General features: G+C 58.4%; 13 protein-coding genes. 5 read left to right on the top strand and 8 right to left on the bottom strand.

All coding sequences use genetic code 11. From position 1 onward, the window contains the following. Positions 1-234: 234 nt before the first annotated feature. Positions 235-3,690, bottom strand: coding sequence for a CAP domain-containing protein (locus ACTNDJ_RS06910; protein ID WP_441083484.1), 3,456 nt, complete (start codon positions 3,688-3,690; stop codon positions 235-237). A gap of 307 nt (positions 3,691-3,997) precedes the next feature. On the opposite strand from ACTNDJ_RS06910, the gene ACTNDJ_RS06905 reads away from it, so the two are divergent. Continuing rightward, positions 3,998-5,137: a DUF389 domain-containing protein gene (locus ACTNDJ_RS06905; RefSeq protein ID WP_441083483.1), complete on the top strand. Its 1,140-nt coding sequence runs from the start codon at positions 3,998-4,000 to the stop codon at positions 5,135-5,137. 69 nt (positions 5,138-5,206) lie between these two features. On the opposite strand, the gene ACTNDJ_RS06900 is transcribed toward ACTNDJ_RS06905, so the two are convergent. The 4 genes from ACTNDJ_RS06900 to ACTNDJ_RS06885 form a co-directional block, all read right to left on the bottom strand. Then, positions 5,207-6,943 carry an aryl-sulfate sulfotransferase gene (locus tag ACTNDJ_RS06900; protein WP_441083482.1) on the bottom strand — a complete coding sequence of 579 codons (1,737 nt, stop codon included), beginning with the start codon at positions 6,941-6,943 and terminating at the stop codon, positions 5,207-5,209. A 304-nt stretch (positions 6,944-7,247) separates the two neighbouring features. Continuing rightward, positions 7,248-8,207: a 3-hydroxyacyl-CoA dehydrogenase gene (locus ACTNDJ_RS06895; protein ID WP_154514839.1), complete on the bottom strand. Its 960-nt coding sequence runs from the start codon at positions 8,205-8,207 to the stop codon at positions 7,248-7,250. Positions 8,208-8,488: 281 nt separating this feature from the next. After that, the gene (locus tag ACTNDJ_RS06890; protein ID WP_441083481.1) at positions 8,489-13,270 is read right to left on the bottom strand and encodes an acyl-CoA dehydratase activase-related protein; all 4,782 of its coding nucleotides are present in this window, start codon (positions 13,268-13,270) and stop codon (positions 8,489-8,491) included. 11 nt (positions 13,271-13,281) lie between these two features. Continuing rightward, complete coding sequence (locus ACTNDJ_RS06885; protein ID WP_427728052.1) at positions 13,282-13,992, bottom strand: TetR/AcrR family transcriptional regulator; 711 nt, start codon at positions 13,990-13,992, stop codon at positions 13,282-13,284. 207 nt (positions 13,993-14,199) lie between these two features. Here ACTNDJ_RS06885 and ACTNDJ_RS06880 point away from each other — a divergent pair, with 207 nt between their 5' ends. The 4 genes from ACTNDJ_RS06880 to ACTNDJ_RS06865 all read left to right on the top strand — a co-directional run bounded on the left by ACTNDJ_RS06880 (position 14,200) and on the right by ACTNDJ_RS06865 (position 20,743). After that, positions 14,200-16,326, top strand: a complete 2,127-nt coding sequence (locus ACTNDJ_RS06880) for a hypothetical protein (RefSeq protein WP_441083480.1) — start codon at positions 14,200-14,202, stop codon at positions 16,324-16,326. Between the two features lie 165 nt (positions 16,327-16,491). Further along, complete coding sequence (locus tag ACTNDJ_RS06875; protein WP_441063662.1) at positions 16,492-18,624, top strand: hypothetical protein; 2,133 nt, start codon at positions 16,492-16,494, stop codon at positions 18,622-18,624. A 2-nt stretch (positions 18,625-18,626) separates the two neighbouring features. Beyond that, positions 18,627-19,700 carry a hypothetical protein gene (locus tag ACTNDJ_RS06870; protein WP_441063664.1) on the top strand — a complete coding sequence of 358 codons (1,074 nt, stop codon included), beginning with the start codon at positions 18,627-18,629 and terminating at the stop codon, positions 19,698-19,700. Positions 19,701-19,708: 8 nt separating this feature from the next. Beyond that, positions 19,709-20,743 carry a hypothetical protein gene (locus tag ACTNDJ_RS06865; RefSeq protein ID WP_441063665.1) on the top strand — a complete coding sequence of 345 codons (1,035 nt, stop codon included), beginning with the start codon at positions 19,709-19,711 and terminating at the stop codon, positions 20,741-20,743. Between the two features lie 238 nt (positions 20,744-20,981). Here ACTNDJ_RS06865 and ACTNDJ_RS06860 read toward each other — a convergent pair whose 3' ends face one another. The 3 genes from ACTNDJ_RS06860 to ACTNDJ_RS06850 form a co-directional block, all read right to left on the bottom strand. After that, on the bottom strand, positions 20,982-22,106 hold the full coding sequence (locus tag ACTNDJ_RS06860; protein WP_441063666.1) for a hypothetical protein: 1,125 nt from the start codon (positions 22,104-22,106) through the stop codon (positions 20,982-20,984). Positions 22,107-22,263: 157 nt separating this feature from the next. Next, entirely contained in the window at positions 22,264-23,094 is an 831-nt protein-coding gene (locus ACTNDJ_RS06855) for a hypothetical protein (RefSeq protein WP_441063667.1), read from the bottom strand. Between the two features lie 10 nt (positions 23,095-23,104). After that, entirely contained in the window at positions 23,105-24,202 is a 1,098-nt protein-coding gene (locus ACTNDJ_RS06850; protein ID WP_441049061.1) for an RtcB family protein, read from the bottom strand. Positions 24,203-24,273: the final 71 nt, after the last annotated feature.

The raw sequence follows: 24,273 nt of genomic DNA, 5'->3' as shown, positions 1-24,273 counted from the left end.
GCTCTACACCGGAGCGTTTGAGCTGGAGTAGCTCAAAACAGCCCCTACGCTCCCAACGGAGCTCCCCGGGGGGGGCGGGGGGGGTTTTTGGGGGGGGGGCCGCGGGGGTTTTTTTTTACCAAACAAATTACGGCCGGGGGGGGGGGTTAGCCCAGCGCGCCGGCCTTATCGGTTAAGCAATCGAAGCGCTCCTGCTATGAACCGAAGTTCGTTGCAGAAACTACGCTCGAAACGCTACATCTGCTTGCGACGACGATCGCCAAGCGTCACGCCCGCGGCAACGAGCGTAATGCCACCGATGACGAACACCTCACCCGCAAGCGCGGAGCCATCGCCAGTCTGGGCGAGCGCGGCCGACGTGGCCTTCTTCTTGGCGACAGGAGCCTTTGCAGCAGCCTGCGCAACCTGGGGCTTGGCCTGCGGCTCGGCCTTGGGATGATATTTGTCGTACTCGGCCTGTGCGGCTGCCAGGGCTTCCTTGGCATCGTTAAGCTCTGCAAGCGCGGCGGCATAGACGTCGTTGGCATCGGACAGCTTGGCATCGGCATCGCTCAGAGCAGCCTTGAGGCCAGCGGCGGCATCGACGGCGGCCTTATAGCGAGCGTAGGCAGCGTTAAGCTTGACCAGCTTCTCGTTGCCCGTCGTGCCCGCGGCAAGGGATGCCTTGTGGTCGACAGCCTCAAGATCGGCCTTGAGCGCCTCGTCGTTGGCAAGCTCTGCCTTGGCCTTGACGATATCGAGGTTCGCATCGACGACGGCTTCGTTGGCGACCTCGAGCTGCTTTTGGGCATCGGCGACACCGGCGACGGCAGCGTCATAGGCGGCCTTGGCGTCGTCGAGCGCCTTCTGAGCAGCGGCGTAGCGCTCGAAGGCTTTGTTTGCAGTGGCCAGCTCGCCCTCGGCGTCCTTGGCCTTCGCCTGTGCGTCGGACAGGGTCTGCGTCTTGGCGGCAACTGCCTGTTTTGCGTCCGAAAGAGCGGTCGCGGCGTGCTCATCTGCAGCCTGAGCCTTATCAACGCCACTCTGAGCAGCACCGTCGGCCTTTTTGGCATCGTCAAGCGTGCCCTGCTTGTTCGCAAGGTCCGTCTTGGCGGCATCACGCTTGGCGGTAAGGTCCTTGACCGAAGCAGTGGCGTTGTCATACGCCTCGTTGGCCTGGTCGGATTTTGCCTTGGCGGCATCGTAATCGCCCTGTGCCTTCGCCTTGCGAGCGGAAGCCTTGGACGCGTTCGTCTGGCATTCGTCGAGCGTCGCATTGACCTTGTCGAGAGCAGTCTGAGCAGCGGCGGCTTCGCTCTTGGCGGCATCGAGCTTGGTCTGGGGCGTCTTGACGTCGATACCCTTGAGTTTGGCTTCGGCGGCGTCGTATGCCGTCTTCGCGGCGGCGGTGCCGGACTTGGCCTTCTCGTACTCGCCCTTGGCGGTGTTCGCGTTCGTGTCGGCCGCGGTATAGGCGTCTTGCGCGTCCTTCTGGTTATTGAGAGCGACGAGATATGCCGTATCGGCCGTGCCCATCGTCTTCTGCGCATCTGCCAGCTTGCTTTGAAGCTGCTTCAGCTGCTCCTTCTGCTCTTGCGTGCCGCCTGCGTTGTAGGCGGAATCGATGTAGTCGTTCAGGAGCTTCTTGAACTCGGGGACAGTGAAATCAGCCTGAGTGCTATCAGCGCTGTAATCGAAGATTGTTACCTCGGAATCGGTGTTCTTACCACTACCGGTCGCGATACCGATGGCTTCCGTGGCGGAATCGATGATGTTGAGATAATGCCCGCACTCATGGTAGATGCTGTTGTAGTTCTGATAGATGTAATAGGAATCATATCGGTGGCTGCCGAGGTCGTCGCCATACTGCGCGACGTACTTATCGAATGCCTCTTTTTCCTGAGTGTAGAGACCGGTATATGGCCAGCCAAGCGTATCCTCGGTCTCGCCGCCAGTATATGCACCGCCGCCGCCGGCAAGATTTTCTCCATTGTCCCAGTAACAGCCCGAGTGTCCCCAGATGTTCGATGAATATGATACATTAAGGGCGGCTGCCGCAGTCATGCGGAGGCTGACGCTGAGCGCCGACTGACCGTTCGCCTTGCGGAGGTTGTTCTGGGTGTCGAGATATGTCAAGGCGTTGCGCATCTGCTCCAGGGAGAGCGGGTTGGTGTCGCGAGACATGTCATGATCGACGTACTGGTCATACCATTCGGCCTTGTCAGCGGCACCGGTCAGCATCGATACGGCTTCCTGGGCGTTCTTCTTCTGCGTGGCTGTGAACTGGCTGCCGCCGATGATGTAGTTCATGAAGCCGAGCATACCCTGGCTGATTACATTCTGGTCTACGGTCATGTTCGACTTGAGGTCGGCAATCTGCTGCTCAAGAGCCTCAACCTGGGCATTAGCAGCGTCATAAGCCTTTTCCGCGGCGTTCGAAGCGGCGCAGGCTGCCTCCCACTCGCTGCGCTTCTGCTTGCGAACTTCGACAAGCTTATCGTACGCGGTCTTCTTGTCTGCTTCGGTCTGCTGCGCCTTCTCGTATGCGGCCTTGGCGGCGTCACGCTTTCTGGCCGCGTCTTTGTACTCCTTGTTTGCCGCATCGTATGCAGACTGGGCAGATGCCACAGCAGCGTTGGCGGCGTTGACCTTCTCCTGCGCGGCAGCGACGGCAGCCTGGGCGGCCTGCAGATTTGTCTGTGCGGTGGCGTCGGCATCCGTCGCGGCATTGAGCTCCGCCTGCGCGGTCTTGAGCTCACCAGCAGCAGCGTTCTTGGCGGCCTCAAGCGCACTCAGGTCGACACCCGTACCCGAGACGGCAGCATCGAGCGCGGCCTGCGCCTGGTTGAACTTCTGCTGGGCGTTATCGCGCGCGGTGGTTGCGGCTGCGAGAGCAGCGGCAGTCTCCTGCTTCTTGGCCTGGGCGGAAGTCAGAGCGGCCTCAGTGTCCTTCTTTTCCTGCTGGGCGCTGGCCTCGGCAGCCTTGGCCTGGTCCAGATTGGCCTGTGCAGTAGCAACGGCCTTATTGGCGTCATCGAGCTTGGCCTGCGCGTCCTCGACGGCCTTCTTGGCGGCCTCGTACTCGTCCATACCCATGGCCTCGAGCTTGGCTTGGGCATCATCGAGGGCCTTCTTGGCCTCATCCTGCTTTGCCTTGGCGTCCTTGAGCGCCTGGGTCTTATCCTCGACACTCTTGTTGGCCTGATCGAGCTGATCGTTCAGGTCGCCCAGCTTCTTCTGCTGTTGCTCGGTCTTTTCGACGGCGGCTTTGAGCTCGTCAATCTTCTCCTGGAGCGCGGCGACTTCTGCTGCGTTCTGCTCGATTTCGTTGTCGCTCACAGCCTGCGAGGCCTGATTCTTTTGCTGCTGCGCCTGCTTTTGAGACTGGCCCGCCGCATCGGCGTTCTTCTGGGCGGCATCGTAGGCGGCCTGAGCGTCCTTGAGCTGCTTTGCCGACTCCTCGGCCAGCTGGGCAGCCGTCTTTACGACCGCTTGGTTACCGGCGGCAACGGTATTCTCTACAGAACTACCCCCCCCCTGAACAGAATCGCCGTTATCGGTTGACGGTGCGGCGATTGCCGCCAGCGGCGACATGAGCGGCTGAGCGATGAGGCCCGCCGTCAAAACGGTTGCGACGGCGCGGTTGGCAACGCCCTTGACGTTGACGGCCTTGGCCCGAGGCACAAAGTGTTGTGGACTGTAGTTTGCCATGGCTTTCTCCCTTTGACACGGATGTATCCATACGTATCAAACAGTAGCTGTCGATTTTTGAATTCTGTTGCGCAACATTGGCGACCAGCGTATTTTGTGAAATTCACGCTCTCGTGCTTCACAGTTTCGTCACATTTGAAGGAGCTGGTGCATCATATTCTCGCGGGATGGAATTGAGCCTGTGATTTGCATTTGCTCCCGCGTCATCCGCCCTATCGGATTCCGCATCCAACAGACACTCCGCCCGCCACGGTGTAGAGTACATGCTGCGAGCGCACCCGCGTTCCTGCGGCAATACGAGGTGGACATGGAACTCGACAAACAACAGATCAAGCGACTACGCAAACGCCATCACCGGCGCCACGGCATTCGACCTGCCCATAGTGAGGCCCTGGAGAACACCGGCCGCTTCCTAAAGCGCGCATTCAACATTCGCGAGGGTCGCGCACCCTATCACGTGATTCGCAAGCGCTTTGTAAACGGGGCGCGGCTGACCGGCTCGCACTTATGCATCCTCATCATCGCCATGCTCATCGCGAGCATCGGCCTCGATATCGACTCGGACATTGCCATCGTGGGCGCCATGCTCATCTGCCCACTCATGGGGTCGGTCCTTGCCATGGCATATGGCATCGCCACGCTCGACCGCGAGATTGCCGTCGAGGCCGTCGCCGGCCTCGCGCTACAGATGGCCTTTTGTCTGATCACGTCCACGCTGTATTTTAAGCTCTCGCCCCTTGGCACCACCACGGCCGCCATCATCGACAACTCGACGCCCACTGTGTGGGACCTTGCTGTCGCGCTCGCGGGCGGCTTTGCGGGCGGGCTGGGCAACTCGCGTGACCAGGAACCTGCCACGCTTATCGCCGGCGTGGCCGTGGCGACCGCGCTCATGCCGCCCCTGTGCGCGGCGGGCTATGGCATCGCCATTGCAAGCGGGTCACTGTTTCTCTCGGCGCTTTATGAGTTTGGCATCAACGTGGTCTTTATCGCACTGGCTGCCGAAGCCGTGCTGCTTCTTTTGCGCGTGCCGCTCAAGCGCGACCTGAACGGCGACGGTATTGTGACTGCTGAAGAAAACGCCGAGGTCAACGAGCTATCGCGCAAGGTGCGCCGCCGCATCATCATGGGCACGGTGATCTTTGCCATCCCCTGCATTATTATGACGGCGGGGTCTATTGGCTCGGCGCAGGCCGGCGTGCAAGACGGCTACGGCGTCACTGAAACCACGCGCGAACTTGCCGCGGTGCTGCCGGGCTTTAAGGATTACACCGTCGCCGTCGAGACCTCGGCCGCCGAAGGCGACAAGGAGGGCGTTGTCGAGCGCCAGACTGTCGCTCGCGTAACGACAAGCGAGACGCTCGGGGCGCACGACCGCCGTGTTGCCCGCAAGCTCATCGACCTCAACGTACCCGAACTCGATCGCGTGGAGTTTGACGTGAAGTGATGCGGAACGTGAGGTAGGCCCGGTACGAGCGCGCGCAGCCGCGGGGCACAGGCACAGCCAAGCGCAGCGCTACAGCTCGTACTTGTACACGCGGTAGATGTACTTCTCGGCTTCCATCTCGTACGTGGCAATGGGCAGTCCATAGCGATCGTACTCGGCAAAGGTCTTGGCTATGCCCGATGCCACGAGCATGCTATTCGAATCGCCGACGCGCTGCGCACTACTTACGTAACCTGAGAACGGCACTGCGATCTGGTCCACAAGCTCGTAGGTGCGCGCGGTCTCGTCCACCGTAAAAATGCGCCCAAACGAATGCGTTCCCTTGCTGTAGTCGGTCACTACCGCAGCGCCCAGCTGGCCCCAGTCAAACTTGGGATAGCTCTCGGCAGCACCAAAGTTGTTGTCGTATAGCAGCACCTGGTAGCGACCAGTCGCGGTCGTCTCGTCGTTTGGCAGATAGGTCACACTATGCTGGCCTGCGTTGAGCGAAAAATCGCCTTGAGCCTGCAGCAACTTGTCCTCAAAGCCCGAGCCGGCCCAAAACTCTGGCGAGCCCATAAGCCAATCGACCGTAGGCGTACCGTAGATATCCGTGAGCTTGATGACCGTTGAGGTCTCGCGCGAGCTGAGCAGAACGGTGCCGCCGCCGAGCCACTGGATCGTGTTGATGTGAATCCAATCCAGGTCGCCGTCCGAGGCAACCTTGGCGCTTGCCTTGAGGTCGGGGAATATATCGCCCAGGTCCACGACGAGAGAGACGTCACCTGTTGTTATATCGACCTTAATGATGAGGTCCTCTACATTAACGCGATCATCCTTATCTTTTTTGGCAGCCGCGCGATCGACGTCCAAATCGGCTTCGGAGCCGGCGTGACTCGCCAGCACCAGCAGGTTGCCATCGTCATCGAAAGCGTAGTCGTGGTGTAGCTCGTAGTCGCCCGTGCTCCAGACGTTTACCACCTGGCCGATGGCGTTGATCTGGGCCATCTTGGTAGTCGAGACGCTCATGATCATGCTGCCGTCGCCCGGGAACAGCAGGCGGTGGCTGCGGTAGCCGACAATCGGCACCTCGCCGCGAATCTGGCCGTCGTTGTCGTAGAGGTACATAAAGTCGAGCTTGGACGAGTCGTTGCCCAAGATGGTAAAGAGACCATCGGCAAGCGGCGTATTGGACTCCCCCGACGTGACGGCGAGCTGCTCTTCTTCCTCGCCTTTGAGAGCCGGCGTCTTGACCGTGAACGTCGAGGTGCGGCTGATACCATCTTGTGCCGTGCAAGTGATAGTTACCGTGTTTTTGTGGTTGGGAATGAGGCCGATGACCTTGAACTCGTGTTCCATGGCCGGCGCGTCACCGCCGTGGGGCGTATGGGAAAACGCGGCGACCTTGGGCGTGTCGCCAGTCTTTTTGCGGCCGGCGACCTTGTAGGAGACGGTTACGGAATCCGTTGTCGCAAAGCGAACGTAGCAGCTCAGGGTATCGGTGCCAAAGGGATCCTGCGCGATAAACGGAGTGGTCTCGTTGTAGCCGCCGTCAGCGTACTCGGCATCGAGCCGCTCCTTGATGGCCGCCTGCTTCTCGACGTCGTAGGTCGCGACAATCTGCTTGTGGAGTTTCTTTTGCTCGTCAGTGAGCTCGTTGCTCGCAGTAGATGCGGCGCCCGTGCCGGCTCCGCCGACCGAGCAGCCCATGAGCCCTGTCCCGGCAAGCGCCAGCGCGCCCGCCGCGCCCGCAAGAGCCGCTCGACGCGAAAACAGTCTGCTGTCCTTGTCACTCAATTCCATATCGTTAACGTCTTTGAATACCATTGTTGTTCCCTCATATACCACGGCGTTTGCCCAGCCCTGTCTAATTATGACTCGCAGTTTAACAAACGCCCCTTAATGCAAGTTTAAGCTTGTAGCGATACGGAAACGCGGGGCGCGAAGGGAATCCGCAACCCTTCCGCTCCCAAGTGATCAATCGGGGCGGCCGCGATGGTGCTCGATCCAGTCCGCGGCAAAGTCGACAAGTTCGCGTTGGCGCATAAAGCGGATTGTCCCGTTGCCGAGCGGCGCTGCGGCGCACTGACACTGCAAATGATACGTTTCTCAATGTTGCCGAGGAATCTTTTTAGTACTTGAAGAAGCCCTCACCCGAGCTTTCGCCCAGCTTGCCTTCGTCGAGCATCTGCTTGAGGACGGATGCCATAGCCTTAAAGTTGTAGGGCATCATCATCTTTTTGAGCAGCGGGCTCACCAAGCCCGGCACCTTCTGATACTGCATGACGATGTTGTAGGCCGTCTGGATGCCCACGGTGTCGAACACGCGGAACGGGCCCTTGGGCGCGCCAGTGCCGCGCGTCCATGCGAGGTCGATGCTCTTGGGGTCGCTGACGCCCGAGACGTACAGATCAAGGCCCGAAAGCAGCCACGGTACCAGCATGGAATTGAGCAGATAGCCGTTCTTTTCCTTGTTGACGGGCAGGGCAAGCATACGGATGTCGCTGGCAAAGTCGACGAGCTCATCGAAATAGCGCTTGTCTGTCTGGTCCTGAGCCATGACCTCGGTCATGTTGTTCTTCCAGATGGAGTTGGCAAAGTGCAGCGACAGGTACTTCTCGGGGCGGCCGGTGTACTTGGCAAAGGTGCTCGGCAGCAGCGTGGAGGAGTTCGTCACGACAACGGTCTTTTGCGGGAGAACCGGGGCGAGCTTCTTGTAGAAGTCGATCTTTGCCTGGGTGTCCTCGGCCATCGACTCGATAACCAGATCGGCGTCGGCCACTGCCTTGGCAAGATCGAGCTCTAGCTTGAGTGTGGAGTAGGCACGCTCGACGGCGGCGAGCGCCGCCTCCTTATCGAAGGGCTGGTCGCTATCGGCGATACCGGCACACCACTCGCCCGTGCCGTCCGCCATGCCCTCGATAGCCGCGATGTACTCCTCGCGCACATGATCGATCTTGGGCTGAGTGCGGCCGATGCTGCCCTCGCTGCGCAGCCAGATCGTCACATCGAAGCCGCAGTAGGCAGCCTGAAAGGCAATCTGGCTTCCCAACACGCCGCCACCGGCAACACAAACGGTCTTGTAGCTCATAGGAACAGTCCTCTCTTACGTAATTCCATGGATGTGTATTTATTCAACCGTAAGGATGACACGCTCTAGAGGTGGGTTCCATAAACGGACGGTAATTTGCGGCGAACGGCTACATATGTTCATTATCTCAGGGTTCCAAGGGCGATTTTTGGTGCCACTGACACGTAGCTTTCGGAAGAGGTGCTAGTTGGGGCGTTTACGCAGCATACGTCCAGCAAAAACGGGTGGTAGCCGATACGGCTACCACCCGTTTGTCTCATATCTAGCACATAGCAGGCCAACTACTTCTTAATGCCACGTCCCAGACGCTTGGCGACCGATGCAACGGCCTCCTCGCTGACCGAGCCACAGCTCACGCAGCCATCATGGGCATGCATCTGGCCGGTGACCTCGTCCATCGCGAGCGGCGCCACCTTCTCGAGCTTAAAGCCCTTACCGGCGCGCATGTTTTCCTTGGCCACGCTGATCATGAGCTTAATGCGGTTGAGCTGGTTGACCTCGGACGCGCCGGGGTCGTAGTCCACCGCGACAATGTTGCTCTCGGGGTGCTGACGGCGCAGCTCCTTGATCACGGCCTTGCCCACCACGTGGTTAGGCAGGCACGCAAAGGGCTGCGTGCAGATGATGTTGGGCGCGCCATGGTCAATCAGGTCGAGCATCTCGGCCGTGAGCAGCCAGCCTTCGCCCATGTTGTTGCAAACCGAAAGCACCGTACGGGCCTTGTCCGCCATGGTGCCGATGCGCTCGGGCGCCTCAAAGCGGCGGGACTTTTGGAGCAGCTCCTCCACCGGCGTACGCATCCAGTCCACGAGCTTGATGAGCGCCTGCATACCAGCGCGCGTGGTTGCAGAGCTTCCGAGCTCATCCTTCTGCAGCTCGGCGTTGCTCATGGAGTACAGGAAGAAGTCCAGCAGGCCCGGCACCACGGCCTCGCAGCCCTCGCGCTCGATAACGTCAACCACGTGGTTGTTGGCTGTGGGGTGGAACTTGACCAAGATCTCGCCGACCACGCCCACGCGCGGCTTGGTGCCCTCACCCACGAGCGGCATGGTGTCGAACGCGCGGATGGCCTCGCGGCACAGCTTGGTGTAGTTGTGGCGGTTGAACTTGGGCGCCAGCTTGCGGGCGTGCGCCATGTACTCCTCGTAGAGTGCGTTGGCGGCACCGGGCGTAGCCTCGTATGGACGACAGCGATAAAGCATCTGCATCATCACGTCGCCAAAGAGCACCGCGTAGACTGCCTGCTTAAGCAGCGCCGGCGTAATCTTAAAGCCGGGGTTGTCCTCACCGAGCGCCACCGCCGAAAGCGAGATCACCGGGATCTCGGGGTGGCCGCTCTCGCGCAGGGCCTTGCGGATGAGTGCGATGTAGTTGGTGGCACGGCAGCCGCCGCCGGTCTGGCTGATAACCACGGCCGTCTTGGACAGGTCGTACCGGCCGCTCTCGATGGCCTCCATAATCTGGCCGGTCACCAAAATGGACGGATAGCAAATGTCATTGTTCACATAGCGCAGGCCGGCCTCGACGGCGTCGTGATCGGTCGAGGGCAGCAGCTCCAAGTTGTAGCCGGCACCGCGGAACACCTCTTTGACCAGGTCAAAGTGGATCGGCGCCATCTGCGGGCACAGGATGGTGTAGCCCTCCTCGCGCATCTGCTCGGTAAAGGGCACCTTGGGCCACGCGGTCGATGCGCTCTCGCGCTGAGCCTCGAACGTGTACTTGCGGCTCGCGAATGCGGGGGCATCCGTGGAGGGAGCCACCGGCGCGGCATCGCCCTGCTCGTAGGTCTCGCCCGCGGCCGCGGCCTCGGCCAAGCGCTCGGCCTCCTGGTCCTTAAGCGCGGCCATGAGCGAGCGGATGCGGATGCGCGCGGCGCCCAGGTTGGACACCTCGTCGATCTTGAGCACGGTGTAGATCTTGCCGCTGGCCTCCAGAATCTCCTGCACCTGATCGGTAGTCAGAGCGTCCAGGCCGCAGCCGAAAGAGTTGAGCTGGATCAGGTCCAGGTCGTTGCGCATCGTCACAAAACGGGCGACGGCGTACAGGCGGCTGTGGTACATCCACTGGTCGACGACGCGGATGGGGCGCTCGGGCTTCACCAGGTGCGCAAGCGAATCCTCGGTAAAGACCGCAAAGCCAAAGCTCGAGATAAGCTCGGGCAGGGCGTGGTTGATCTCGGGGTCGTTGTGGTAGGGGCGGCCGGCGAGCACGATGCCGTGACCGCCGTGGTCCTCGACCCACTTAAGGGTCTCCTCACCCATGGTCTGGATGTCCTCGTGGAAACGCGCATCGGCCTCAAAGGCAGCGTTGACGGCGGCATCGACCTCGGAGCGCGTGATCTTGGGACCGCGCACGCGGCCGCGACCAGCTTGCGCATCGGCCACGCGGTCGACGGCGAGCACCTGGTACAGACGGCGCTTGAGCTCGGTCTTGTCGTGATAGGGCACAAACGGGTACAGGAACTCGATATTCTGCTCACGGATCTCGTCGATGTTGAGCGCCAGCGCCGTGGGGTAGCTCATGACGATGGGGCAGTTGTAACAGTTGCCGGCGGTCGGATCCTCCTTGCGCTCCCAGCGCACGCACGGCATCCAGATAAAGTCGACATCGCGGTCGATAAGGTTCATCACGTGGCCGTGGCTCATCTTGGCCGGATAGCACACGCTCTCGGACGGCATGGACTCGATGCCCGCCTGGTAGGTCTTCTTGCTCGACTGGTCGGACAGCTGCACGCTAAAGCCCAAGCGCGTAAAGAACGCGTGCCAGAAGGGGTAGTTCTCGTACATGTTGAGTGCGCGCGGGATACCCACGGTGCCGCGCGGGGCCTCGTCGGGGCTCAGCACCTCGCGATTAAAGAGCAACTCGTTTTTCTTTTTGAAGAGGTTAGGGGCCTCGGTCTTTTGCTTTTTGTGGCCGGCGCCCTTCTCGCAGCGGTTGCCGGTAATGAAGCGCCTGCCGCCGCCAAAGTCGTTGACGGTGAGCTGGCAGTTGTTGGAGCAACGGCCGCAGCGGACGTGCTTTTGCGTCACAGTGAGGTGCGCGATGTCCTCGGCCGAAAGGATGGTCGAGGTGCCGTCGGCGCCAGCGCGATCACGGGCGAGCAAGGCCGCACCATAGGCGCCCATGCAGCCGGCGATGTCGGGACGCACGGCGTGAACGCCGGTGAGCTGCTCAAACGCGCGCAGCGTGGCATCGGACATAAAGGTGCCGCCCTGGACGATCACCTGGCTTCCGATCTCCTTGGGATCGCGCAGCTTAATGACCTTGAACAGGGCATTCTTAATGACGGAATAGGACAAACCGGCCGCGATGTCGCCCACCGTGGCACCTTCTTTTTGCGCCTGCTTAACACGCGAATTCATAAAGACCGTGCAGCGACTGCCCAGGTCCACCGGAGCCTTGGCATGGATGGCGGCGTCGGCGAACGCGCGCACGTCCATGTTCATAGAGACGGCGAAGCTCTCGATAAAGCTACCGCAGCCCGACGAGCAGGCCTCGTTGAGCATGATGTGCTCGATAACGCCGTCCTTGACGCGCAGGCACTTCATGTCCTGACCGCCGATGTCCAGGATAAACTCGACGCCGGGCAGGAATGCCTTGGCGCCGCGCAGGTGCGCGACGGTCTCGATCTCGCCGGAATCGGCCTTGAGGGCCTCGATGAGCAGCGCCTCGCCGTAACCCGTGGTGGTCACGTGGCCGATGGTGCAGCCGGCGGGGATGTGGTTGTAGAAATCGGCCATGATGACCTTGGCCGTACCCAGGATGTCACCGTTGTTGTTGCCGTACCAGGTATGCAGCAACTGGCCGTCCTCACCCACAAGCGCGGCCTTCATGGTGGTGGAACCGGCGTCGATACCGATGAACACGCGACCGGTGTAGCCTTCGAGCTTGCCCTTGGGGACGACCTCGGTGTCGTGGCGGGTCTTGAACTCGGCAAAGTCCTCGTCGGTGGCAAAGAGCGGATCCAGACGCTCGACCTCGGCGCCCTGTGTGTCACCCAGGGCATCGATGGCCTCGATGAGCTGCGGGAACGTGCTGAGCTTATTGGACTCGTGCGCCATGGCGGCACCGCTCGCCACAAACAGGTGAGCATTTTGGGGCACGATGCGGTGCTCCTCGTCCAGGTTGAGCGTGAGGTAGAAGCGATGGCGCAGCTCGGAGAGATACTGCAGCGGGCCGCCCAGGAAGGCGACGTTACCGCGGATGGGACGGCCGCACGCCAGGCCCGAGATGGTCTGGGTCACGACGGCCTGGAAGATGGAGGCGGCCACGTCCTCGGGGCGGGCGCCCTCGTTGAGCAGCGGCTGGACGTCGGTCTTGGCAAAAACGCCGCAGCGGCTGGCGATGGGATAGATGGTGGTGGCGTTGGCCGCGAGCTCGTTAAGGCCGCTGGCGTCGGTGTGCAGCAGGGTTGCCATCTGGTCGATGAACGCACCCGTACCGCCGGCACAGGTGCCGTTCATGCGCTGCTCGATGCCGTTATCGAAGTAGATGATCTTGGCGTCCTCGCCGCCCAGCTCGATGGCGACATCGGTGGCCGGGATGAGGGTCTCGACGGCGCGTTTGCTGGCGATGACCTCTTGGACAAACTCCAGGTCGAGCCACTGGGACAGCAGCAGGCCGCCCGAGCCGGTAATGGCGCAGGTCATCTGGGCCGTCGGCAGCACAGTCGCGGCGCCCTCGAACAGATCGCGGGCGCAAGCGCGAACGTCGGTGTGATGGCGCTGGTACTTGGCGTAGACGATCTGGTTGTCATCGTTGAGCACGGCGAGCTTGACGGTGGTGGAGCCAACGTCGATGCCCAGGTGCAGATTGCCGTGGGCGTTGTCGGGGTTGAAGATCGCGCCTTCGGGGGCGTGGGCGGCGGCTGCGGGCTCGGCGGCGGTGGCGGGCTCGCTAGCGACGGACGTCTCCCCTGCCGCGTTCTTGGCATCGGCAACTGCCTCGGCAACTTTCTCGGCAGCCGCGGTCGCGGCCTTCTGCGCGGCGTCCACCACGGTGGGCGCAGCCTCGCGTGCGGCGGCGACCATGCGGTCCTTGATGCCCTCGACGAGTTTGCTCATTGTCTCTCCTCTTAGTTGTTGGACTCGACGGTTGCGGGGGTGTCGGCCGCGTCCTCGAGCTGCAAGTTCAATAGCTTCATGCCGTACTCCGGCACGTTGATATCGATGGGTTGGCCATACAGGTCACCAGGACGCACAAAAGCGAGCACCGTCATCATACGCGCCATGGCCTCGGGCGATTCGGTGAGCCCGCGCTCAAACCAGCGCTGAATCATGCCGACCTCGGCACTCACGACGTAGGTGACGTAGTAGTCAAAGAACGTGCCCAGCGCCAGGCCCAAAATGCCCGTCTGCGCACGCGGCACCACAGCCTCACGCGCGGTGTCGATAATCCTTTTAATGAAGGCCTGGTCGCCGCCCGGACCCAGCAGCGCACCGATCAAGTCGCGGTTGGCCGCAAGATAACGCAGTAGCTCAACCGAACCGGGCGCCGGCTCGAGCTCATCGATGTTGTGATAGAGATCGGGCAGCCGAGCTGCGGTGATGAGCTCAATACGCTCACGGATCTCGGCCAGCAAGCCGTCCTCGATTTGATTGATAAAGTCGGGGATATCGCGGTAGTGCGAATAGAACGTACGGCGCGTGAGGCCAGCACGCTCGGTGAGCGAAGCGACGTTAATGCGCGAAAGATCGCCGCTTTCGGCTAGTTCGCTGGCAAGTGCCTGGCGAAGGGCACGCTGCGAGCGAAGGGACCGGCGATCGCATTTCTCGAGCTGGGACAAGCGTCCTCCTTGTTACTCTGCCTGTGCGCTATTGCACAGTGCGAGTATTATTGCACACCGTGTGCATCAACACGTAAAGGCAATATTTGAGATGTGACAAAGGGGCAGTCCCTTTGTCACATTCCATTCTCTCCTGGTACCGTTAATGGGACCAACGGCCTCCACACCAGTTGCATCATGCCGGTAATGATCGATAAGGAGACCGACATGAACAATCAGGCATGCGATGGCATCACCGATGCCGGCAAGGACCTCGTCCTCAGCTGCATCAAGAGCCAAGAGCTGCGCGACCACATGCGTAAATACCTATACTGGCCAGCGCCAATCATCGCCGGCTCTCTTAAGACGCTTGATGAAAAACGCACCATGCTCGAGCAACTCCGCAAGGAGGTTTCGCCGGAGCTGGTCGAAGATATCGATTCGCATCTCGCCCAGCTCAACAGCGCACTCGATATGCTCCACAACATCGAGCGCGACCGCGGAATCCTCCTACTGCACGTCATGGTCTACAACGAGGAGGAGCGCGACGCCGACGCCCTCGACGGTCCCTTCCCCACCGCATCGTGGGAGGCCGCGCAGGCACTCATGAAGCGCTACATCGAAGAGTATCCTGAAGACGACTGGTCCGAATCGTACTGGAAGATCGACCTATACACCCCGGAAGACCTTCACGAACATCAAATGGCGCAGTCCTCCCTGGCGTTTGCGGCAACCAAGGATGGCGAGCTTATATTTCTCCGCGATCAGCGCAATAACCGCACTCGCAAATCGTATGTCGAAAGCGCCTGGCGAAACGATAGCAGACGGTTCTGCAACAGCAACGAACCCATCTATACGCCGTGGGTCCCAGGCGACATCCTCAAAATCGACGGTCGCCCCTTTGATCACGGGCCTCGCTTTGCCATTGTGCTCGAAAACGACTACGAGCACACGCTCCGGGGACAGATCTGGTGCGCAGGGCCTAGTAAAGATCACGGCGTTAAGGAGGGTTCACTTTCATCCGGCACCTACAGCGACAGTCTCCTGGACCCCTTCATCCCCTCCGCCCTCTACACCGCCGAGTGCTACACCGGTGAGCTGCCGGACGACTGCGCTTTTATGCTCGAGCTTTCGCAGATGCTGCACGACAGCCCCGACTACGGCAAGCAATGGTCCGAAGGCTCGGTCGGACATGACTGCCTTCAGCCGTATCGCAAGCCCGCCAACCAAAGCGAGCTGGATATTCGTCCGGACATCTTCGAGTTTTTAGACTCGCACAGTATTAAGGAGCATCTTCAACGAATCAACTACGAGCTCACCACGCCCGTAGCGGCTTTCATTGTCAATTGCTCGCATAAAGCAACGCTGCAGCAAAAGCTCGAAGGCTGGCAAAAGATCATCGACAATATGCCCAATTGCACCATGAACCGCAGAAACGACACGGTCGTCATCCCGGACTTCCATGCCTTTCTGCGCAATGTCATCAAACAGGAGAAACGAAAACTCGCGCACCTTAAAAGGACGGACGGTCAAAGCCTGTACTTCTTTGAGGACTACTCGTGGGACTGGCGCGGGCAGGTCGGCTATCTTTACGGCCCGTACAGCAGTTATCAAAAGTGCTTCGATGCCATCTGGAAAGAGCTCGACGGTGACGATCCCAAAGCCATCAGGATCACCCGTCGTCCCATCGACCCAGAAGAAGACCACTATGCCGACGACATGGTCTTACTCAATGCGAACGGCGAAGTAATGTCTTGCGATTACCGCAACAAAAGCGAGTGGGACGAGGCGGGCACCGCCAGCGATTTCGAGGACATGTGGTTTGATATCCCGACGCCTTTCCATGCCGGAGACATCGTCTGCAACCTCCAACGCCCCGACAAGCCGATGGTGCTGTTTGACCTGCAAACTTGGGGATCCGAACGAGTCGACAAAGAGCTGGCCTCCTCCGTCTACAAAGAGCGCCTCGTTCAAAAGGCCGACAAGCTATTGCGCTGGCACCGATATGACGGCGACACCAGCGACATGTACGCCTACGGCTGCCAAGTCTCATCCGCCTTGCATTTCCCCTTCTACATTGGGGAGCCTGAGGGCTTTCTTTTGGACATCGACTATTACCGCAAGCCGCTCAAGTCAGAGGAGCGAATCCTTTACGGCGTCAGGGCATATGTCAAAGGCGACCTGGCGGTTGATTCGCTCGCCGCAATGGCCAGCGCATGCGAGCTACAGGCGCTGGCGGAGAAAAAGGCGCGTGGCTTCGAGGATGTAGACGGTTGGCTCAAGGACCGCTACCCGGAGCTGTTCGATGCGACGGCCGATCCCTTCTTAGAGGGAGGTTGCACCAGTTACGCTTAGTTTTTGAAACGCCCCTACCGATTGTCCTTTCAGTACGCGCACACTCATGTACCAGTGCGTTTCCAAAAGTATGTTTGACGCGAGATTCATATGGGACCCGTTAATGGGACCACAAAGCACAACCTCTGATGGATGCTAACGGCAACGACCGAATTGGAGGTTTCTATGGACAGCCAAGCAGATACCGTGATCACCGATGCCGGCAGGGAGCTCGTTTGCAGTTGCATCAAGGACGATGAGCTGCGTGCTCATATGTTCAAACACATGGGAATGGCAGATGGCTCCCTCTGTAAAACCATCGGCGGCTCCCTCAAGACGCTCGACGAAAAACGGACCATGCTCGAGCAGCTTCGCAAAGAGGTCTCATCGGATTACGCCGAGACGATCGACTCCGGCCTCGAACAACTCGACACTGCACTCGATATGCTTTACAACGTTGACCGTGACCGCGGTATCTTGCTGGTCTCCGGCGTGTTTTACAGTGAAGACGAGCGCGGGCACGACACCTTTGATGGCCCCTTCCCCGTTGCCTCTTGGGATGCCGCTCAAACCCTTATGAAGCAATACGTCGATGACGACCCCGATGAAGATTGGTCCGAATCATTCTGGCAGATTAAGCTCTATACCGCCGAAGACTTACACGACCGCCCACGCGCTCAAGCCTCGCTGATATTCGCCGCAACCATGGCTGGCGATTTGGTCTTTTTGAGCGACCGCCGGAATCAGCGGACTCCGCACCAAAGCATCGATCACTTGCCGTGGAACAATAGCAAGCACTTCTGCGCCAATGGTGAGGTCTTTTACACTCCCTGGGTCCCCGGCGACATCATCAAGATTGACGGTCGGCCCTTCGATCACGGTCCCCGTTTTGCCATCGTGCTCGAAGACGACTACGATAGCTCGTTCAAAGGCCAGGTTTGGTGCGCCTATCCGAGCAAAATCTACGGCGTTGAGGAAGGCAATCTCCGCTTGAGGGATTTCACGGACGGCTTCCTCGACGACTTCACGCCCTCTGCCCTCTATACCGCCGAACGTTATACCGGCGAATTGCCCGATGATTGCTCCTTTATGCTCGAGCTCTCGAAAAAGCTGCACGATGACCCCAGCTACGGCAAACATTGGTCGGACGGATCGGTCGTACACGACTGCCTGCAGCCATACCGCACATCGGCCGGTCCCAGTGCCAACGCTATACGTTCGGACATTCTCGAGTTTCTCGACTCGCCCGATATCAGAGAGCATTTGGAAGGCATCGGCTACGAGCCCACCACGCCCGAGGCAGCGTTCATCGTCGACCATTCGAACGAGAAGACGCTGCAACAGAAAATTGAGGCCTGGCAAAAGATTCTCGAAAACATGCCCAATTGTGCGATGAGCAGGCGATACGGCACGTTCAATATCCCCAACTTCCATGTCTTTCTTCGCGACGTCATCAGATGGGAGCGCAAGAAAATCGCCCAGTTCAAACAGCCTGGCAAGCACATGTATTTCTTTGAGGACAAGACGGGAAGTCCCCATGAGAGCGGGTGCAATTATGGCCCCTACACCAGCTACGAAAAATGTTTCGAGGCAATCTGGAATGAGCTTGAGGAGGAAAATCCTACCTCGATAGAAATAACGCGCCGCCCGATCGATCCGGACGAAGACTACTATGCCGCCGACAGGCTCATGCTCAACGCAAAAGGCGAGACCATGGACTGTCAACTGCGCTGCATCGACATGGAACGCGAGGGCGAAGACCCCACTTTCGCTTTTGAGTTGATGTGGTTTGACATCCCGACGCCATTCCACGCCGGCGACATCATTTGTCGTCACGGCGACCCTGGCGACCCCATGCTGCTTCTCAATATGCAGACATGGACCACGCAGCGGGTCATAGATGAGCTTCCGCCTTCCACCTACAGGGAATGCGCCGCAAAAAAGGCCGACGACCTGCTCAGGCACCATCGGCAAAATGGCGATACGAGCGACATGTACGCCTACGGCTGTCAGATTGAATATCCCCTGGAGTACCCCGTCTATATCGGAGAGCCGAGTTGTTTTCTTCTCGATATGGAATACTGCCGTACCCCGCTCAAGCCGGAGGCGAGAATTCTGTACGGCGTGCGGGCATATCTCGACGGCAATCTGGGTCTTGACTCACTAATTGCGCTATCAAGTCTTTGCGAGCTGCAGGCGCTGGTCAAGAAAAAAGCCGAGCGGTTTGAAGGGGAAGACGGCGGGCTCAAGATCCGCTATCCGGAGCTGTTCGATGATGCGATAACCCCGCCGGAGCGATTCGAAACAAAGAGGAGCTAACCATGGACATCTTGGATTTTGTTGACTCCCGGGACATTCGGGAGCATCTCCTCCGCATCAATTTTCAACCCAACACCATTGAGGCCGCCTATCTGGTTTGGTTTTCGAAGACCGCCACGCTCGATCAGAAATGCGAAGCTTGGCAGGAGATCGCCCGAACTATGCCCAATTGTTCGCTGGAGGCAACCCATGCCGGTCTTGGAAGGCCGGCCATCCCCGATTTCCATACTTTTTTGCGCTGGACAATCGATTACAACAAGCGGTGCGTCAATGCGTTTGCGAGTGGGACGGGCTACGTTTATCAGTATGAAGAGGAGATTGTGCCCGACGGGCAACTTTGTGGGGCCTTCGGCGCGCCATTCAGCTGTTATGAGAAATGTGCCGAGGCGTTGCGCGGTGATGATGAGCTGGCGAGCCGTCCAGAGGCACGCGTACGCATCACCCGGCGCCCGCTCGATGCCGACGAAGAACATCGCCGGGAAGATTGGCTCATGGTGAACGGTAAAGGCGAGGCCCTTTCCGTCTATTGTCCTTCCGCCGGCCCCGTTGAGAACGATTGGGAGATCGCATTCGAGTTCATCTGGGTCGATATCCCCACGCCGTTCCACACCGGCGATATCGTCTGGACGCCACAAGGCAGTGCCCGCGAGCCGTTCACGCTGTTCGATCTGCCCACGTGGGACCGGACAAAGCTCGAGGCAGAGCTTCGGCAGGCAGACCGTTCTGACGAATGGCTTGATCATGCGCAGCAGCGCCTCGAGCACTATCGCCATGCAGGGGATATCAGCAACATGCGTGCCACTGGCTGCTCGATTACCTACAACGAGACGTTTCCCCTCTACATCGGCGAGCCAGACCCGCTTTACCTGAATCTTGAGTACTATCGCAAACCACTCGAAGACGAGCAGCGAATTTTAATCGCCGCCCAGGCCTACCTGCGCGGCGACCTGTATGTCGACTCACTCATCGCGTTTATCGACACCATAAGGATGGAGTCCAAGGCAAAGCGCAACCTGGAAGAGCTGCGTCTGGATCAGGCGCCGCTCAAGGAGAAGTACCCGCAGCTATTTGAATAAAGGTCGTCATGCCCGAATCCACAAGAAGTCGCACCAACAACTCGGAGACTATCGTGCACGAAGAAATAATCAACTTGATCGACTCTCCGGAGCTGCGAGAGCATTTGCTGCATAATCCGCAGCTCCTGAGCGGCGACCATTACATGCAGATTGTCGGTGGAGCACCGGTTGAAATTACCCGCAAACGAGAGCTACTCGGCAGACTGGTTGCTGGCGGGTGCAACTCGTCAGACGACACCCCTTACTGGCACTATCGGCAGATTTGCTTCGACTACATCGATGACTGCCTGAACGCGCTAAAGGCCGTCGACGGGAACAGGAAGGTACTGCTTATTAGCGAAATTAGCTTTGTCGACAACGAAGTGGGATCCGCCATCACGCATGGCCCCTTCCCCGTAGCATCGTGGCAGGCAGCCCTTGCGGCAATGAAGGCATACGCAGACAAGTGGAGCGAAATGACAGACCTGTCGTCCTCATACTGGATGATCGAGCTGTTCAACCTTGCCAACGACCCAAGCTGTTCATATCCATACGACGGCTTTCTACAGCCAGACTACACTTACTACGCAAACGCCTCCGGCGAAATCCAGTACATCTGCAGGGAAGAAGAGGGCGAATGTGGCGAGGTGCTCGACTGCATTGTGGGTGGAATCTTTGGCCCGTGGTTCAAGGGGGCATATGTCGACCTGCCCACTCCGTACAGAAAGGGCGAAATTCTTGAGATCGACTGCCGCCCATGGGCGCCGGGACCTTGTTATTGCCTGGTAGCAAACTCGAAATTGGACTGTCTGTATTCCGATGGCGATGGGCAGATCAGATGTGGCTCTATCCCCTACGGCAGTTGCTTTGCCGGATGGGCGTATACGAACTTGATGCTGTCGCCCGTGTTCAGGGCGAGAAAAGCAACGCAGCCCTTGCCGGAAGCATGCGTGACCTTGCAAGCAATCGGGCTAGACCGGATAGATGACTTGCTAGAAGCGTGCGCCGACAACAAAGAAGAAGAACCCGGCTGGTTGGATATATATCGGCATCGCTCGCGTTGACGGGAGATGCGGAAAACCGCAGCGATCCCCATCAGCAGGTCTTGCCCATATCTCAATTCAGCATTCGAATCTTCATAGATACGAAAAAAGCCGTGCCCAAACCAGGCACGGCCCGAGAACGAGACTCAGAATATCTTTGGGCGAAGTGAAAGCATCTTGATCCGCCCAAGCTCTACACATAATGTCGAACTTGGGCGGGACTTTTCCATTGTCAATCGTCGCTAAGCTTAGCGACGATTTATTTCATCGTCTCCTTTGCCTTGTCGAGACGACTGCCCTTGAAGAAGTACCAAATCATCAGGTCGACTTCATGGAAGCCAATATCTGGGGCGGAGCCGTTATTTGAACCAACCGTCTGGTTTTCCTGCTTTCGCCACTCATTGATACCGTCAACGATATGGCTGTAAAGATCAAGGTATCCCAGGTAGCCCCAAGCGACCTGGGCGTCAGCGTTTTCAACATCCTCATCGGGCGTGGCAACCAGTTTATTAATCGTACCTCTAATCCATGCATATCGGTTTCCATAGCGGCTCAATGGAGTGTCATTGTATTTTTTGCACCATTCGTTAAGCCACTCACCCTCATTGCTGCCGTAATCAATATAAGCATCCGCATAATAAGGAAGCATTGTGCCGACAACCGTGTCATAGATGCAGAAGTTGTCCGCATCATAGATATAAGAGTCATTCACCTCACGCCTGCTTAGATTACGACAACCATGGTGGCAAAACTTTGTTGCAAAGGAAAAATTGCTTCGGTTGCACTTAAGGTCGCTAGGGTCCTCTTCCGGCAATAGTTTATAAGTCATATTTGTTGTAGCGCGCGCGATGCTGGCAACGAGATTCGCTCGGGACTCAAGGTCTTTTTCCAGCAGGCTAGACCCCAGTTCATTATTATTCGCATACTGGCTCACAAGATATGCGGCAGTTATAAGTGTTCCACCAGTAAGCTCGGCTTCGCCCTCATCCCCCTTTTCACCACTACCGCCTTGCGAATCCTCTTTGATTTCGCAAAGCCGTTTGAGCTCGGCATTCATCTTGCCCATTAGCTCATCTTGGCCACCCTTTACCGTCACTGCAGCCAAATGCGTCGAATTCATTTTATTAGTAAAATAAACAGCCTCCCGGATGGCGCAGGCATCACCGTTCGAAGCATCCACATACTTATCGTGAATCGTGTCCTGATCAATCCATGTGTAATTCGAATCATTATTTACGAGACCGTTCACAAAGGCGATGTTCTTATCGCTAAAAACCGGAAAACCGTTCTGGTCTAAATCAAACTCGTAATACTTATCCGGATGAAGCGAAGCCTCAATGGAAGAAACGATTCGCCTAACATTCCGATCTTTACGCGTTGCCATTGGACGTTCCTTTCTGAATCTGACAGAAGCCCGCTCGTCTTTGCCCTCTATTTGATGGTAATTCTTAACCCACTTAAACGCATCTTCTTGGCTGTTGAGCGGTCACTTTCTGCTGGTAGACGCGCTGCTGGCCGAGCAGTTGTTATTAGCCCTGACCTCAGCCAAAGACTCGCGCGCAGGAAGATTCCGTGCCATCGAAACTTATGCGGGCCAGGGCGTCTGCATTGCAGTGGGTCTCGGCAAAAGCCGCATCGTTGCCGCCCTCTGCCGCAAAGCAGCCTGCCAGGATGGCGGATGTTGGGCTGAGCATGTTGCGCAGGTCGCGCAGGGCTGCATTCACGGGGCGATTGTCGTCGAGCATCTCGAGTCCGTCAATTACGACCACGACGTCCTTTAGCACTGCTCTATTCCACGTCTGGTCGCCGAGCAACCAGCTCGTTAAAAGGTCCATGGTCATGTTGTCCTCAACAAAAATGCCTAGGTTGCGCTGCTTGAGGCGCATCGTTGCGCGGATTGCCTCGACTTGACGCTCTTCAGAATCCTCCGGCACTTTGGTGCCCATCTCGGCGCGAATAAGCCGGGCGATCGCGTCCTCTTCACACTCCCGCATCGGCACGTAAAGCACAGTGCACTGCTCGCTCAGGCATAAAACCGCATGCGCCAGTACGTTCGAAACGTCTTCATGCGCGCCGCCAATCACGCTAAGCTTGCCTAGTCCAATACCGCCGCCCAGGATGTCATCAACAGGCATACCAGTCTTCAATACCTGTAGGACCTCGAACACCGATGTTTCCATGGCATGATCGAGCCCGGAAGTCAGTCGATCATGGAAACGGCTTATGTCAAAGACGCCATCGCCCCGTTCTTCACGAATCCAACCACGCTGGCTCGCATCTGTCGGCGGCATAACGCCTGGCAGGCCCATTATCTCGCCCATGCTCACAGAGTGTCCAATTCGGTCGTCCCTGGAGTCCATCTTTAACGTCATCGCAACCCTCCTAACGCCTACCACGCTTACCAGTAGCCTTAAAATTCCAAATCGGCTTGAGTCGGTGAATAACATCAACCGTCGGGTCCATGAGTCTCAGTACATCATCCGCAGGCTTATACGCTTCGGGCGACTCATCGAGCGTCGTCTCGCATGCACTCGGACAGTAGATGCCGGCATCGCGCATCTCGTTAACGAACGACCTGGTGTCGAGCGTTTGGAACGCTTTGGCGCGGCTCATCGCGCGACCCGTCCCGTGCGGCGCCGAACAGTTCCAGTCCTCGTTTCCCTTGCCGCGTGCAATAACGGCACCGTCGCGCATGTTGAACGGAATCAGCACCATCTCGCCCGCATGAGCGCTAATGGCGCCCTTGCGAATCATGCCGCCTTCCGAGATGTAGTTGTGCATGGTGGTAAAGCCGTCTCCGTCGAGCCGAATTCCCGTACGCTCAATAATCTGTGCGACAATCGCCTTGCGGTTCTGATTCGAGAAGCGTTGGCAGTTATGCATATCGACGAGATACTCGGCAGAAAGATCTCCCACGAGATACTTAAGCTCGTCGGGGATATCCGCCGTGCACGTCTTCTGCGCCAGCGCCTGATGATGCTCCGCCGTCTGCTTGCCCATGTTGCGCGAGCCGGTGTGCACGACCAGATATTGGCACCCATCCTCGTCCTCGTCGAGTTCAATGAAGTGATTGCCGCCGCCCAGCGTGCCCATGGAGCGCTCAACCTTGCGCTTGTCCTGAAGCCAATCGCGCGACTCCATGTCAAAGTCCGCGAGTACGCAGGCAGGATCGCGATGAAGGCTAAAGCCCGTGGGCACCGCGCGCTTCACATCGCGATTGAACTGAATGAGGTCGTCGCGCGCGATGGTTTCCGCAAGCGGCACGCAGTACATCCCGCATCCGATGTCGACTCCAACCAGGTTGGGAATCACCTTGTCGCCCAAGTTTGCCGTAAAGCCAATCACGCAGCCCTTGCCCTTATGGGCATCGGGCATGATGCGGATTTTGGCGCCTTCAAACGCCGGGCAGCTGGAAATCTCCTCGATCTGCTCCTTGGTTGAATCCTCAAGATTCTCGGCAAAGACTTTGATGTCTGCCATCGCATTTCTCCTGTTCTGATCCTTGTAAACCGGAACCGGCCCCAAGCCAATAGAGCGCATGTCACACCAGC

This window comes from Collinsella sp. HCP3S3_D1 (assembly GCF_052064015.1).
Lineage (GTDB): Bacteria > Actinomycetota > Coriobacteriia > Coriobacteriales > Coriobacteriaceae > Collinsella.
Note: the sequence above shows the minus strand (reverse complement) of the source record. Positions and strands in the feature narration are given on the sequence as shown.